The organism is Pseudomonas sp. D5(2026), from assembly GCF_057766845.1.
In genome coordinates this window covers 2,876,678-2,890,136 of sequence record NZ_CM173421.1, presented here as the reverse complement: position 1 = coordinate 2,890,136, position 13,459 = coordinate 2,876,678, and the positions used below count along the sequence as shown (strand labels likewise).

13 protein-coding genes and 3 pseudogenes are annotated in these 13,459 nt (G+C 59.4%); 9 read left to right on the top strand and 7 right to left on the bottom strand.

What is annotated here, in order from left to right; translation table 11 throughout:
• Window positions 1-146 precede the first annotated feature (146 nt).
• From AC3B5Q_RS13305 to AC3B5Q_RS13295, 3 genes and pseudogenes are all read left to right on the top strand, one after another.
• Window positions 147-1,010 (top strand): universal stress protein, encoded by an 864-nt coding sequence (locus AC3B5Q_RS13305; protein ID WP_031322612.1) that lies wholly within the window; start codon window positions 147-149, stop codon window positions 1,008-1,010.
• Window positions 1,011-1,016: 6 nt separating this feature from the next.
• Window positions 1,017-1,271 (top strand): annotated as a pseudogene (locus tag AC3B5Q_RS13300) (GNAT family N-acetyltransferase); the annotation flags it as partial.
• Between the two features lie 127 nt (window positions 1,272-1,398).
• A complete protein-coding gene (locus tag AC3B5Q_RS13295; protein WP_275967102.1) occupies window positions 1,399-2,766 on the top strand; it encodes an erythromycin esterase family protein in 1,368 nt (455 codons plus the stop codon).
• A gap of 17 nt (window positions 2,767-2,783) precedes the next feature.
• On the opposite strand, the gene AC3B5Q_RS13290 is transcribed toward AC3B5Q_RS13295, so the two are convergent.
• The 4 genes from AC3B5Q_RS13290 to AC3B5Q_RS13275 all read right to left on the bottom strand — a co-directional run bounded on the left by AC3B5Q_RS13290 (window position 2,784) and on the right by AC3B5Q_RS13275 (window position 5,337).
• Entirely contained in the window at window positions 2,784-3,455 is a 672-nt protein-coding gene (locus tag AC3B5Q_RS13290) for a dienelactone hydrolase family protein (RefSeq protein WP_021784666.1), read from the bottom strand.
• The gene (locus AC3B5Q_RS13285) at window positions 3,448-4,140 is read right to left on the bottom strand and encodes a phosphoribosyltransferase (RefSeq protein WP_103470312.1); all 693 of its coding nucleotides are present in this window, start codon (window positions 4,138-4,140) and stop codon (window positions 3,448-3,450) included. The genes AC3B5Q_RS13290 and AC3B5Q_RS13285 overlap by 8 nt, the downstream gene beginning before the upstream one ends.
• A gap of 64 nt (window positions 4,141-4,204) precedes the next feature.
• The gene (locus AC3B5Q_RS13280; RefSeq protein WP_153811165.1) at window positions 4,205-4,348 is read right to left on the bottom strand and encodes a hypothetical protein; all 144 of its coding nucleotides are present in this window, start codon (window positions 4,346-4,348) and stop codon (window positions 4,205-4,207) included.
• A gap of 62 nt (window positions 4,349-4,410) precedes the next feature.
• On the bottom strand, window positions 4,411-5,337 hold the full coding sequence (locus AC3B5Q_RS13275; protein WP_021784663.1) for a universal stress protein: 927 nt from the start codon (window positions 5,335-5,337) through the stop codon (window positions 4,411-4,413).
• Between the two features lie 197 nt (window positions 5,338-5,534).
• Between AC3B5Q_RS13275 and AC3B5Q_RS13270 the strand changes: the two are divergent.
• Window positions 5,535-5,657 (top strand): annotated as a pseudogene (locus AC3B5Q_RS13270) (NAD(P)-dependent alcohol dehydrogenase); the annotation flags it as partial.
• A 226-nt stretch (window positions 5,658-5,883) separates the two neighbouring features.
• Window positions 5,884-6,975, top strand: coding sequence for a site-specific integrase (locus tag AC3B5Q_RS13265; protein WP_274118748.1), 1,092 nt, complete (start codon window positions 5,884-5,886; stop codon window positions 6,973-6,975).
• A gap of 390 nt (window positions 6,976-7,365) precedes the next feature.
• Here AC3B5Q_RS13265 and AC3B5Q_RS13260 read toward each other — a convergent pair whose 3' ends face one another.
• The 3 genes and pseudogenes from AC3B5Q_RS13260 to AC3B5Q_RS13250 form a co-directional block, all read right to left on the bottom strand.
• Entirely contained in the window at window positions 7,366-8,064 is a 699-nt protein-coding gene (locus tag AC3B5Q_RS13260; protein ID WP_021784659.1) for a hypothetical protein, read from the bottom strand.
• A 128-nt stretch (window positions 8,065-8,192) separates the two neighbouring features.
• Window positions 8,193-8,384: pseudogene (locus AC3B5Q_RS13255) on the bottom strand (RHS repeat domain-containing protein); the annotation flags it as partial.
• A gap of 33 nt (window positions 8,385-8,417) precedes the next feature.
• Complete coding sequence (locus tag AC3B5Q_RS13250; RefSeq protein WP_230849505.1) at window positions 8,418-8,867, bottom strand: hypothetical protein; 450 nt, start codon at window positions 8,865-8,867, stop codon at window positions 8,418-8,420.
• Between the two features lie 391 nt (window positions 8,868-9,258).
• Here AC3B5Q_RS13250 and AC3B5Q_RS13245 point away from each other — a divergent pair, with 391 nt between their 5' ends.
• The 4 genes from AC3B5Q_RS13245 (at window position 9,259) to AC3B5Q_RS13230 (ending at window position 13,405) form a co-directional block, all read left to right on the top strand.
• A complete protein-coding gene (locus AC3B5Q_RS13245) occupies window positions 9,259-9,831 on the top strand; it encodes a bifunctional pyr operon transcriptional regulator/uracil phosphoribosyltransferase PyrR (protein ID WP_021784657.1) in 573 nt (190 codons plus the stop codon).
• A gap of 196 nt (window positions 9,832-10,027) precedes the next feature.
• Window positions 10,028-11,017, top strand: a complete 990-nt coding sequence (locus AC3B5Q_RS13240; RefSeq protein ID WP_103444414.1) for a ribose-phosphate diphosphokinase — start codon at window positions 10,028-10,030, stop codon at window positions 11,015-11,017.
• 90 nt (window positions 11,018-11,107) lie between these two features.
• Window positions 11,108-12,448, top strand: coding sequence for a putrescine-ornithine antiporter (potE, locus tag AC3B5Q_RS13235; protein WP_021784655.1), 1,341 nt, complete (start codon window positions 11,108-11,110; stop codon window positions 12,446-12,448).
• A 48-nt stretch (window positions 12,449-12,496) separates the two neighbouring features.
• Window positions 12,497-13,405, top strand: a complete 909-nt coding sequence (locus AC3B5Q_RS13230; protein ID WP_488392624.1) for an amino acid ABC transporter substrate-binding protein — start codon at window positions 12,497-12,499, stop codon at window positions 13,403-13,405.
• Window positions 13,406-13,459 lie beyond the last annotated feature (54 nt).

Sequence of the window (13,459 nt, the reverse complement as noted above, 5' to 3'; positions counted from 1 at the left end):
GGTCTGTCCGACCAAGGGTTGGATGCCACCCAAGGTGACTTGATGAAGATCAAACCGCGCCTTGCGTGCGCCTGCATGCTCAAGCGTCGAACGCTTCGCAGAAGTCCGACTGTATGCCAGGCGCTCTCAGCCAAAAGGTGAAGATCATGGAAATCAGTAGCTTGCTTGTCCTTGCAGCCGACGAAGATCGATACGATCCAGCTATCGAACAGGCGATCGAGCTGGCGACGGCTGTCGGCGCCTTGGTGACCCTCGCCATCCACATAGCACCTGCTACCGAGGCCAGACATCTTGATACCCTGGGCAGACAGAAAGGCCTGGCGAAGGTCTTCCTCGACAGCGGCATCCACCTGGAGCCGGAGGTCATGCGAATCAAACCCACGGCGAAAGCACTGGTCAAACTGGCCAGGGCATGCGCCGCCGACCTGATAATTCTGCAGGCTCAAGCCGACGGGCGTGTCAGTTTCGGCCTCGAACTCATGCGGCTTGCGCCCTGCCCCGTGTTGTTCGCACGGGAACGTTCAGAGCCAGGTCAAGCCAAGCTGTTTGTAGCGGCGCCGGCCAGCTGCGAAGACCTGGACGACGGGGACGCGAATGCCGCAGTCGTCGAGGCCGCGAGGCTCATAACCCATGCGCGCAAGGCGAAGATGCATCTCTTCTGCGTTTATGACCAGGCCGCCCTCCTGCGTCACAGCGAGCACTACAGCCTAGCGGAAATCCCCTCGTATGAATCCGTCGCAAGCGCATTCAAACGCTTCGTCGCGCAACTGGGCATCCCTAACGCCCATCACCAGTTGATCGTCGGATCATGCGCGCACACCCTCTGCGCATACGCCAATCGCTGCGGCTACGACACCGTAGTGATCACCAGCCCTCACCGCGCCTGGCAGTTCGCGACCCTAGAATACCTGCTAAGCAGCCTGAAATGCAACTTGCTCGTGGTACCCGTAAAGCCACGCCAGCAGGAGTTGGCTATCCCTGAATCGGGGGAGCTTTATCTATCGGTTTGACAGCTCATGAGTGACGCATTTGACAACTGTCAAGTCGGCGCAGGGCCCACTGTCGACACTGAACTTCCTTGTTCATTCGACATAGAGGACATTGCCATGGCGCCCGCCGAAACTTCCCGTGTGCACACAACGCCTTCGTTCCCCAAACCTTCGGGTGAATACTGGATCGAAGCCCTTGAAAACGGCGTTCACGTGTTGATCAGGCCCTTGCAAGCCCAGGACCGAGCACGCGCCTTCATCGAACGGCTGTCGCCCGAATCGGGGTTCACCACCGTCGCTGACCCGGATGATGCTAGCCAGGTCATCCACCGGCTCTCCCTGATCTGAACCCTGGGCCGTCGCACCCTGACGGGTCAATGCGCGGCGGCCCGATTATGGGAGGCTCCCCATGAACGGCCCTTCGAAGAAATTGATGGAAAGACTCTACGGCAAGCAGTATCAGGTCGACACTGCCGATATTGCCCCGGTGCTTCATCAGTACGCCGAACCTTTGCCGAACCTCGATACGCCGGCATTCGCAGCGCTGTTCGATCGCTACGCTGACGCGCGCGTCATCCTGCTGGGCGAGGCAAGCCACGGCAGCAGCGAATTCTATCGCGCCCGAGCGGCGATCACCCGGCGCCTGATCGAACAGCATGGCTTCAACATCGTCGCCGTCGAGGCCGACTGGCCGGATGCCGGGCATGTCGATCAGTACGTCCGAGGCTTGGCGCACTCGGCGTGGAAGCGCCATATTTTCAGCCGTTTTCCAACCTGGATGTGGCGCAATAGCGAAGTCAAAGCCTTCGCCCAATGGCTGCACGGGCACAACCGACTGCTGCCCACCGACCACCGCGTGGAATTCCGCGGCCTGGATGTCTACAGCCTGCGCAATTCCATCCATGAAGTCCTGGTGTATCTGGACCGGGTCGATCCGCATCTGGCCCATGAATCCCGTCGCCGCTACGGTTGCCTGACACCTTGGCAGGACGACCCCGCGCTGTACGGGCACTTTGTCGAGCACGGTGGCGTCATGCCATGCGAGCAACCGGTGATCCAGCAACTGAATGCCATGCTCGCCGAGCAATTGTCAGGGCTTGTCCGCAATGACGAAGCTTTTTTCAACGCAACGCAGAATGCCCGTGTAATCATCGCCGCAGAGCAGTACTACCGCGCCATTTACCGAGGTTCGACGGCGTCCTGGAACCTGCGCGACCGGCACATGTTCGATACCTTGCGCGCGCTGCTGGAACACCGTGGCCCCCACGCCAAGGCGGTGGTCTGGGCTCACAACTCCCATATCGGCAATGCCGCAGCCACAGAAATGGGCTGGAAAGGCCAGTTCAACATCGGCCAGCTTTGCCGCAGCGCTTTCGGGCACGACGCGGTGTTGATCGGCATGGCCACCGACCGCGGCCAGGTGGCCGCCGCCGATGACTGGGACGGCGACATGCAGATCAAGGAAATCCGTCCTTCGCGCAGCGACAGCTGGGAGCACCAGTTCCGCCTCGCAGGCGTGCCAGCCTGCCTGAGCGACTGGCGCGACCCACAGCGCAAGGCGTTGCGCCATGTGTTGTCCACGGCGCTACTCGAACGCGCCATCGGCGTCATCTATCGCCCCGAGAACGAACGGCTGAGCCACTACTTTGAGGCGGTGCTGGCCGAGCAGTTCGATGCGCTGCTCTGGTTCGAACAGACCCAGCCAGTGACTGCCCTGCCCTTGCCGAAACAACAGCATCTTGAGCCAGAGGACGAAACCTATCCATTTGGTGTATGAGCCTCGGCGAAGCCCCATCAGACGGATATGTGCTGCAGGTACTTCACGAACCAGTCACCGGCGAGCGCCGCGGCCTTCGCCAAGGTGCCAGGCTCTTCGAAAAGATGCGTAGCGCCTGGCACCACTTCAAGATGCCGCTCACAGCTCAGCAAGCGGTCCACCTGACGATTGAGCTCAAGGACCAGGACGTCGCAGCTACCTACGATGTGCAAGGTTGGCGCTTGTACACGGTCCAGCATCGGCCCAGCCAGGTCTGTTCTGCCGCCTCTGCTCACCACCGCCGCCACGCGCTCGGGGCGCTGCGCAGCCGCCCACAGGGCCGCAGCGGCCCCCGTGCTTGCACCGAACAAGCCAATGCGCAACGTGCCCAGCTGCGGATCGCTTGCAACCCAATCGATGACATCGATCAAGCGCTTGGCCAGCAAGGCAATGTCAAAGCGCAATTCTCCGGTCTCGTTATCGAGTCGTTGCTCAGCCTCGGTCAGCAGGTCGAAGATTATTGATCCCAGGCCACGTGCCGCGAGAGCGTCTGCTACGTATTGATTACGGGCGCTCAGGCGCCCGCTGCCGCTGCCATGGGCAAAGATGACCAAGGCGCAGGCGTTGGCCGGCTCACGCACGTCCGCGATGAGTTCGACGCCTGCCAGCTTCACCGTCTGTGTGCGAACTTCAACCCTGTGCTCAGTCATGGGGCGCACTCCGGTAAAGCGCTTGCTGATCGGCTTGCCCCATGAGCGTCATCACTTCCTCGTCTGATGTCTGCGGGAAATCCTGATACCAATAGCCAACCGAAACCATCCGCTCAGGCACCAGCGGGCACACCAGCTCATCCACTTCACCGTACAGCGCTTCGAGCGTTTCTGGCGGTGCGACCGGGACGGCGACGACGATCCGCGCCGGTGACTGGGCTCGCGCAGCCTGGATAGCCGCCCTCATCGTGGCGCCAGTCGCCAGGCCATCATCGATGAGAATCACCACCTGGTCCTTGAGCTGCAGGGCTGGCCGCCCTCTCCGGTAGGCCCGTTCGCGCCGCGCCAGCTCCTCGGTTTCCCTGGCAACCACGGCGTCGAACAACGCCGGTTCTACCGGGTAGGCCCGCAGCATGTCGTCATTGAGGACCGTAACGCCGCCGCTGGCTATCGCACCCATGGCGAACTCGGGGTGAAACGGCATGCCGAGCTTGCGCACCACCAGCAGGTCCAGGCGCACATTGAGGGCAGTCGCGACTTCGTAGGCCACTGGAACGCCACCACGCGGCAGTGCGAGCACGATCACGTCGGGCCTGCCGGCGTAGCGGGTCAGTGGCTCGACCAGGCGTCGTCCACCCTGGGTACGGTCGGCAAACAAGGTTGGCAAGGCAAGATCATGGGACATGAATACCTCCCGCGCCGTAATGGGCGCCTGTCATTGCAGAGTCCGATGGGGGCCATTGATCGCTTCAAGGCGTGACTGCACGCCCCTCCTCGGGCAACAGGTCGAACTGCGCGAGGCAATGCTGCTCATCAGCGGGCGTGAGCGCCTTCAGACCGCTCACTTCCTGGGTGGCGTAGATCGGCCCGCTGTAGCCCTCTTGCGCCAGCACCGGAAGATAACCGCTATGGATCTCAGCGCCTTAGCGACAAAGCCCTGACGGGCCTTGTACGGTTACCCCTGTGAATGCTCGGGCGAGATCACCAGCACACTGCTGGACAACCGGTGCATGACACGCTCGGCAGTGCTGCCAATGAACCAGCCGATACCATGGTGGTGATAACTGCCCATCACCAGCACGTCGATGTCATGGCTGTCCATGAACAATCCCAGGACCTTGGCTGGGTCGCCCATGTGCATGTGGCGATGCTCGCTGGCGATGCCATTGCGCTCGGCCAGTGCCTGGAAGGCCTCACTCTGGGCTTCGTGAAGTGTCTGGGCGAGGTTGGAGTCGAGTAAGAACGAATGCTCACGACTACTGCTGGCGTCCAGGTACATCGACCCCAGGTCGTAGACGTAGAGCAAGTCGATCTGGGCATTGCACTGCAAGGCCAGTTTCAGCGCCTCGCTGATGATCTGGTCATTGAAGCCTTCATACTGGTCTTCGGGCCTGGACAGGTCGACGGCCGCCAGTATCCTGCGCGGCAAGGCGTGGCTGGCTTTGTGTACCAGGTGCAACGGTATGCGCGTATCCCGCAACAGCTGGATATCCAGCGACGTGAACATGGCGCGCATCCACCAGGGCTCGTGCTCGAACTCCTTGATCAACATGGCAAACGGTTGCTCGCGCAAATGCACCAGGATCTCGTTCAGCGGATGCAGCACCCAGACCACTTCGGTGGTGACCGTGATGCCAGTGCGCCGCATCGGTAGCGCCTGGCTTTCCAGCCACTCGCGGTGCTGGCGCACATAACCATCGCGCATCACCGCCAGGGCCTGGTCATTGACCAGGCCCGCCGTGGCCAGCCCCTCGACATAGTCGAAAGCGACGATGTGCAACGCCATGCCCTTGGCTTTGGCCAATGCTGCAGCGCGATCATAGACCGGGGTTCGGCGCATCAGGGGCGACGCGATCAACAAGAGTCGTTGCGGGTTGGCCATGGCACACCTCTGTAGTTGGGAAGCGTGCCCCGATCATCTGCCACCGCCCTGCGCGCGACTTGATGTTTGTCAACTCACGCACCGTGCAGACGACCGGTAATTCGGACCGTGCGGAAAATTGACGCCGATCAAGGATCCATGGCGAATTTGACGCACCTAGATCAAGAACAATCACGCAGTGCCTCGGGAGACATGCCATGGCGCTCATGAAAGCGGCTGTTTTCGTTGAGAAGAACCGTATCGTGCTGGAGGACAAGCCTATCCCCGATATCGGTCCGCTAGATGCGCTGGTGCGCATCACCACCACGATCTGCGGCACCGGTTCGTGATACTCAGTGCTATGTGGTTAGGATTGCTCGCATAAGCTGTGCAGGATGGCCAAGGCTTCTAGTGGTAGATTTAAAGCTGGCAATGGAATTGATAACTGCCCTTTACGATCATGGATGTGGTCATTCCGAAATCTTCGTTATATTAGGTCTGATAAACCACAGGTTATCCGAAACTATTGCAGCGTTGAGCGAGATGAAATTGACAGAGCCGGTACAAATGCCCTCCTCCCAGCCGTTGGTGCTGGCGGAGCTAGCCGACAGCACCCGCGCCGCGGCCGAGGCATTCATCGCGGCAGGCACCGCAGCCAATACCGTGCGCAGCTACCAGAGCGCCCTCACCTACTGGTCTGCGTGGCTGCGATTGCGTTATTGCCGCTCGCTCGGCGACGGCGCGTTGCCTCCCGTGGTCGCCGTGCAATTCATCGTCGATCACTTGGCCAGGCCCGATACTGCTGGTAACTGGACACACCTGCTGCCGCCGGCAGTCGATGCCGCGCTGGTTGCAGCCAAGGTCAAGGGCAGGCCGGGGCCACTGTCGTTCAGCACAGTTAGCCATCGCTTGGCAGTTTTGGCGAAATGGCATCGCGTGCGAAGCTGGGATAACCCAAGTGAGGCTCCTGCGGTGAAGACTCTGCTTCGCGAGGCACGCAAGGCCCAGGCGCGCCAAGGCGTATCCGTGCGGAAGAAAACCGCAGTGGTGTTGGAGCCGCTGCAGGCGATGCTCGCCACCTGCACTGACGGCGTGCGTGGCGTGCGCGATCGCGCTCTGCTGTTGCTGGCCTGGAGCGGCGGTGGCCGGCGCCGCTCGGAAATCGTTGGTTTGCAGATCGGAGACCTGCGCCGTCTGGACGCCGACACCTGGCTATATGCACTTGGGGCAACCAAAACCGACAGTAGTGGCGTGCGTCGGGAAAAACCGCTGCAGGGGCCAGCGGCACAAGCACTTAACGCCTGGCTCGCTGTAGCACCGGCCAGCAACGGCCCCCTGTTTCGCCGTTTGTACAAAGGGGGGCGGGTCGCGACTGTTGGCCTGTCCGGCGACCAGATCGCGCGCATTGTCAAGCGTCGCGCGGCACTGGCAGGCCTCGACGGTGACTGGGCGGCGCACAGCCTCCGCTCGGGCTTCGTCACCGAAGCCGGACGCCAGGGTGTGCCTCTGGGCGAGGTAATGGCGATGACCGAGCACCGCAGTGTCAGCACGGTGATGGGCTACTTTCAGGCCGGTTCGCTGCTGGGCAGTCGTGTCAGCCAGTTATTGACCACTTCTTCACCGGAAAAAGACAACCCTGACGAGGCAGAGGACGGCTAACCCTTGCTTCTGAACACACCCTTGCCGTCATATTGTCGCTCTTCACTACTAAACAGAGATGCTCTATGCAAATAGCGTTCGGTATCACGGTCATGCTGGTCTTGGCCGTCGTTTTTTCTGCTCGGCCTAGCCGAAGCTAACCACATGCTGGTCTTCGGCTTGCTCCTCGCAGTCTTTTCCGCGCTGGTCATCATCGCCTTGGCCGCCACGGCAAAAATTCAGGCCATGCGGGCGACTTTTGTGCCAACGCCAGCGATCGCTGAGAACAAGTCATCCACCTTCACCAACATCACCCCCTGCAGCACTATGCAACCCCCGAGCATCGAGAACTACCGCGTTTCAGCGAGCCTCCCTGAAAACCCACATGCGCCTGTGCTTCGACAACATTCGCTACCACGAGGAAATTACCCTGCCCGCGCGCTGGCAGGTCAGGCCGGAGCCATCATCATCGCTGCTCTGCTGACAACGATCTGCGCCGATCGCCCATTTGACTCCAGCTTGCAGCCGGGCAGTAGGCAACGCCTTGCGCAGCAGTGCACAGACTTGCGCTTCCAGATATTCGGCACGAGTCCGAGCCATTTTCATTTTTACCGTCGGAGCGAGATCATCCAACAGTGCACGCATGCCCCCGTGAATGTGGCTAAGTACCAGATGCGGTATGGGCAGCAAGTACTCGTTCCCGGTATTGATGCACGGTGCCGACCAGATCGGGTTGCCCATAAAAAAGTGCGGGATGGCGTCGGCACTTAAGCTTTCAGGCATAAGTGACAGCTGGTCCAATACCCGCAGCACCATGTCCTTATCACGCCCTGAAACCAGCTCGATACGCTCTGGATCAGCCACCAACAGCCGGACCAGTTGCCGATTAGCGTGAGACCACAAAGCCGTGGCCACTTGTTCGCGACTGACAGAGTCTGGTAAATGCTGCAAAAATTCCTCTGGATCGCCCTCCGCAAAATCGTCCTCGCGATAAAATGCATGCACCATATCGTTCACGGTTTCGCAACGGAATACAGCGAAAAGCCGCTGCAAACGTGCAGAGCTGCGCTGCTCGACATCTACCAGTGCGGCTTTCGCAATGTCGATCACTCGGCAGCAATCTGCTTCTCCAGAGCTGTAATGGCCGCTTTGATCACCAGAGCACTGGAACTGCTTCGCTCAATCGCGATAGAAAGAGCTCCTTGGGCTTCCGCAAGCTCTTGGATGTTCTTGGAAATGCTGAAGTCCAGGCGGTTGGCTATCGCGTCATAGCGGAATTCTTCGCTACCCGCCAGTGAGCCGGTATCGCGGCTACGTAACTGGCCGTTAGCTTCGGACTCATACATGATCTCACCTCGCAGCTTGTCGAGCGTGCGCACCAACTCACCGGCCGGGTCGTACTGATGGCGACGATGGATCGGGTTGACTGCTACCAGATACCGGCGCTCGTCGTAGCAGTAGAATCAGCCCAGTTTAAAATAAAATTCAATGAACCTATTAAAGTTACTCCACTGCGGGCGAAGTCGCCCCGCTTTGAAAGCTTCCAATCTCTCACCAAGGGAAATCTCAAGCACCTCTCCAGTCCTGGAATTATAGTAATATCCACTTTCACCCTCAAAGCTATCCAAGGGTATGTAATCAAGACTCAGACCTAGAGTGTCATGGGTGCGTTTCAGCGCAAGATCAAACTTGGTATTTTTAGAAAACCAACCAAGCTGATAGAGCTCATGCCCTCCCGAGGAAAATGTGGGGCCATCTTCAGCATGCAAGTAAAACTCAGCACAGTCCGACCCTATATCAATTCCTAATTTAACTAGTTCAGCCTCATAATCTGCGCTAGCATCATCATACCACCAGCCTTTTTGGCGGCAAAAATTTTTAACTTTATCCGATAGCATTTTTAAATCGGCCACAAGTTAATTTACTTGAACGAATATTTTTCCACCTGCGCTCTCGACATCCAATAACTTCCTCTGTCGCCATTAAAACACGCTCACAGTGCGCGTTTTCACTAAGCCCCGCTCTCGAAAAAGTCAACCACTTACCCATGGTCAACAGCCCCTCCGCCTTCGTTCGCCTTCCCAAATTTCCGTGCGGTCACCTCACGATGCATTTTGCAATGGTCGAGTCAGTTTCCGTCAACGGACGGGTAGATAGCAGAAATATTTCGTTGGTTGGCGCGTATTTTTGGCGACATCCGAACTAATCTGCAAGCTTGCTGTTGTATCACTTGGCTTTTATCAAGCCCACCTCAAGGGGCCCGGGTAGGCTCCCGGACACCGTTATCCAATAAGGAAAAACACCATGAAGCGCCCCGCTCCATCAAGAGTCCGTCTGTATGACGAACACGATCTGGACAGTGTGCTGCGCTCGATGGCCCGGCAGGCCATGGCTTGCCTGCCTACGTCTGAAGTGGCGCTGGTAGGCATTCAGCGGCGTGGTGAGCCGCTGGCGCAGCGCCTGCAACTGCACCTGCAAGCACTGACCGGCGCTGCGCCATTGCCGCTCTACCCGATCAAGGTCAAGCGCTATGCGGACGACCTGAGCCTCCTGCATGCCCATACTCAACTCACCGAGAGCCCTGAACTCGCCAAGCTCGACCTTGCCGAAACCACCTTGCTGGTGGTCGATGACGTGCTCTACGAAGGGCACTCTCTGCTGCGCACCTGCGCCTACCTCGCCGAACTGGGTGCGCGCCACCTCATCAGCGCTGTGCTCGTCGACCGCCACGTCTGCCGCCAACCGGTGCATGCCGATATCGTCGGCATTCATTTGCAGGTCGCGGCGCAAGATATCGTCGAATGTCATGTGCCTCCCTACGAAGGCCAATTCTGCGTGGAGGTGGTGCGCCATGGCCGAACAGGCGATACCGCGTGATTCAACTGCCAGGTAAAGACCTGATCGTCAGGATGCTGCACGGTGTATGGCTGACAAGCCGCTGTGAGGATCGCAGCCTTTGGCATGCGCTGACCTGCACAGTGTCTGCCCATGGCCCACGCTGTATTTGATAATCGTCAAACCCAGCGGTGCCAAGCCGCTTAAGTTGCCGGTAACCACCCAGGGAGCATCGCCCATGAACACCACAGCACCGTTGATGTTTGCATTGCAAGGCAGCGAGGGCTATGGCGATGCCGTTGCCCGACGCCTGGGCCTCTCCCTGTCGGCACATGTAGAGCGAGACTATGAGGACGGCGAGCACAAGTGCTGGCCCCAGGATGCGGTCGAGGGGCGAAACACCGCCGTGTTCCACTCGCTTTATGGCGATATGCACCACAGCGCCCACGACAAACTGTGCCGGCTGCTGTTCTTCTGTGGCGCGCTCAAGGACGCCGGCGCCAGCCAGGTGACAGCGGTGACGCCCTATCTATGCTATGGGCGCAAGGACCGCAAGGTGGAATTTCAGGATTCGACCATTACCCGCCACGTGGCTCGCCTGATGGAAAGCTGTGGCATCGACCGGGTGGTGGCGCTGGATGTGCATAATCCCAGCGCGTTCGACAACGCCTACCGGATACCAGCCTGGAACCTGGACTGCGCGCAGCTGTTTGCCCAGCGCCTGGCGCCGCTGCTTGTTGCGCAGGGCATCACGGTGGTGTCGCCGGACATGGGCGGCATCAAGCGCGCCGAACAGTTTCGCCAGGCACTGGCCCAGATACTGGCGCGCCCGGTCGCCATGGCCATGGTAGAAAAGCACCGGCAACACACGCAGCTCAGCGGTGAGTGTCTGGTGGGTAAGGTGGCGGGCAGCACGGTCGTGCTGTTCGACGACATGATCAGCACCGGCCAGACACTGCTGCGTGCCGCTCAAGCCTGCCATCGAGCCGGCGCTTCACGCATTCTGGCTGCCGCCACCCACGGACTGTTCACCAGCGCAGGGACGCTGTTCGAAAGCGGGATGTTCGAACGCATCCTGGTCGCCGACAGCATCATGCCCTTCCGCCTGCCCGCCCCTTGCCAGGCCCGGCTGGACATCGTCGACACCAGCGCACTGGTCGCTGAGCGCCTCCTGCTGTCGAGATCAAACGGGACTGCCAAGGGCGCCCAACCTGCAGCGTTTACGTAGTCAAGCATTGAACATTAGCCCCCTATTCGGCCACGCGTTGCACGTTGCCGGACCAAGGTTCAAAACATTGAACGCGGCAAGGAGTTTGCGATGGCTGATTCAAGCAAAAAAATGAGCCTGGTCGGGCTCACGACGCTGGTGACAGTCAACATGATGGGTTCGGGGATCATCATGTTGCCTACCAACATGGCTCAACTAGGCGCCGTCTCGCTGTTGTCGTGGCTTTTCACGGCGATCGGCTCGATGGCCATCGCTTATTGTTTTGCCCAGTGCGGCGTCTTCTGCTCACGCTCCGGCGGGTTGTCAGCCTACACAGAAGAAGCTCACGCGAAGTCAGGTTTTTTCCTCTGCTCGTACCTGTACTTCCTGTCTCTGGCCATCGCCAACGTAGCCGTGGCCATTTCTGCGGTGGGCTACATGACCGCCTTCTTGCCCTGGCTGGGTAGTGGTGCCATCCCGTTGTGCATAGGGACCGTCGGGCTAATCTGGCTGACCACCGTCGCCAACTTCGGCGGCCCCGGCATCACCGGCAAGATCGGTGCTTTCACGGTCTGGGGCGTGATCATTCCGGTAGCGGGCCTTTGCATCATCGGCTGGTTCTGGTTCAAGCCCGATGTACTGGTCGCCGCCTGGAACCCTAACGATCTGCCGATTTCCGAGTCCATCGCCAAAGCCATTCCTCTGACCCTGTGGGCGTTCCTGGGCATGGAGTCGGCGGCCCAAGCCACCGATGCCGTGGAAAACCCCAAACGCAACGTGCCACTGGCCTGCCTGTTCGGCACCTTGGGAGCTGCCGGTGTCTATATACTGTCGACCACCGTGATCCAGGGCATCATTCCCAATGCCGATCTGGCCAAGTCCACCGCGCCCTTCGCGCTGGTCTACGCCACGATGTTCAATCCATTGGTAGGCCATATCGTCATGGCCCTGGCGGTCATGGCGTGTGTCGGCTCGCTGCTGGGGTGGCAATTTACGTTGGCACAAACTGCCAAGATGACCGCCGACCAGAACCTGTTCCTCAAGTTCTTCAGCAAGGTCAACGCCATGAACGCCCCTGTCGTCGGCATGATCGTCTGTGGCCTGCTGCAAACCTTGATGGCCCTGTCAACCATTTCACCGGATGCTGCCGCCCAGTTCAGCAAGCTGGTCAACCTGGCGGCGGTGACTAACCTCATCCCATATTTAACCGCGCTGACCGGTCTGCTGGTCATCATGTACAAGGCCGGTGTCTCAACGACGATCTACGCGCGCAACCTGGTGGTGCTGCTGGTCGCGGTGACGTACTCCTTGTATGCCCTGTATGCCTGCGGCAAGGAGGCGGTGATGGGCGGCACCTTGGTGCTGGCCTTCGGCTACCTGCTCTATGGTTTCCTCGCGAAGCGTTTCACCGACACGCTGCCAGCCGAACAGGCCGGGGCCGGCAATCCTTAGGCGCGGCAGCCAGGACTGCACAGACATCTGCATACGGGGAAACCTGACATGAACGTACCATTTATCAAAACCACCCGTTTTTTGCTCGCTCTGGCTTTTTTGACGCTGCCTCTGATGGCCAGTGCCTCCACACTTGACCGCGTGCGCAGCAGCCACAGCTTCACCTTGGGCTACGTGCCAGACCTTGCGCCCTTCAGCACACAGGAAGGCGACAAAGCCAGCGGCTATGCCATCGAGCAGTGCCTTAAAGTTGCAGACAAGCTCAAGCGCGAGCTTGGCCTGCCGGACCTGCAAGTGCGCTACCAGCCGGTTACGGTTTACGAGCAGGTCAGTGCGGTGAGCCAGGGGAAAGTCGATATTCTCTGCACGCCGACTCCGCCCACTCTGGAACGGCGCAAGACGATCAGTTACGCCATACCGATCTACACCGCCGGTCTCTCTGTCGTGGTACGTAAGGATGCCCCCGAATCGCTGCTCAATGTACTCAATGGCAAAGTCGCCAATAGCGGACCGACCTGGCGAGCAAGCATCAACAACGGTCTGGCCAACCACACATACGCCACCATTGAGGGCGGTGTAACCGAAGACTGGATTCGCGAAAGGATGCGCCTGCTTGGTGTAATCGCTTCACTGGTTACCGTGGCCAACAACGATGAGGGCATCAAGCTGGTCGCCGACGGCAAGGCGGACGCATTCTTTGCCGAACGCATGTTGCTGAAAAACGATATAGCCAAGGAAGGGGCTCCCAAAAACCTGATGCTCCTGGACCGTATATTCGAGTACTCGCCGGTGGCGATGATGGTGGCGCGCAATGACGACGACTTCCGCTTGCTGGTCGATACGGCCCTGAGCGAAGCCTATCGCTCGGGCTCCATTGAAAAGGACTACGACAAATACTTGGGAGGGACCAACGATATCGTGAAGAAATTTTTCAGGGTGTATGCGTTGCCCGAGTGACATCAATCGCTACAGGCCGTCAGCGGGCAGCCTTCTAACCTTGGCCACAAGCAC

Coding starts and splice junctions, on each gene's coding strand:
- AC3B5Q_RS13305 (WP_031322612.1), top strand. CDS start 147: ATGGAAATCAGTAGCTTGCTTGTCCTTGCAGCCGACGAAGATCGATAC.
- AC3B5Q_RS13295 (WP_275967102.1), top strand. CDS start 1,399: ATGAACGGCCCTTCGAAGAAATTGATGGAAAGACTCTACGGCAAGCAG.
- AC3B5Q_RS13290 (WP_021784666.1), bottom strand. CDS start 3,455: ATGACTGAGCACAGGGTTGAAGTTCGCACACAGACGGTGAAGCTGGCA.
- AC3B5Q_RS13285 (WP_103470312.1), bottom strand. CDS start 4,140: ATGTCCCATGATCTTGCCTTGCCAACCTTGTTTGCCGACCGTACCCAG.
- AC3B5Q_RS13275 (WP_021784663.1), bottom strand. CDS start 5,337: ATGGCCAACCCGCAACGACTCTTGTTGATCGCGTCGCCCCTGATGCGC.
- AC3B5Q_RS13265 (WP_274118748.1), top strand. CDS start 5,884: ATGCCCTCCTCCCAGCCGTTGGTGCTGGCGGAGCTAGCCGACAGCACC.
- AC3B5Q_RS13245 (WP_021784657.1), top strand. CDS start 9,259: ATGAAGCGCCCCGCTCCATCAAGAGTCCGTCTGTATGACGAACACGAT.
- AC3B5Q_RS13240 (WP_103444414.1), top strand. CDS start 10,028: ATGAACACCACAGCACCGTTGATGTTTGCATTGCAAGGCAGCGAGGGC.
- potE (WP_021784655.1), top strand. CDS start 11,108: ATGGCTGATTCAAGCAAAAAAATGAGCCTGGTCGGGCTCACGACGCTG.
- AC3B5Q_RS13230 (WP_488392624.1), top strand. CDS start 12,497: ATGAACGTACCATTTATCAAAACCACCCGTTTTTTGCTCGCTCTGGCT.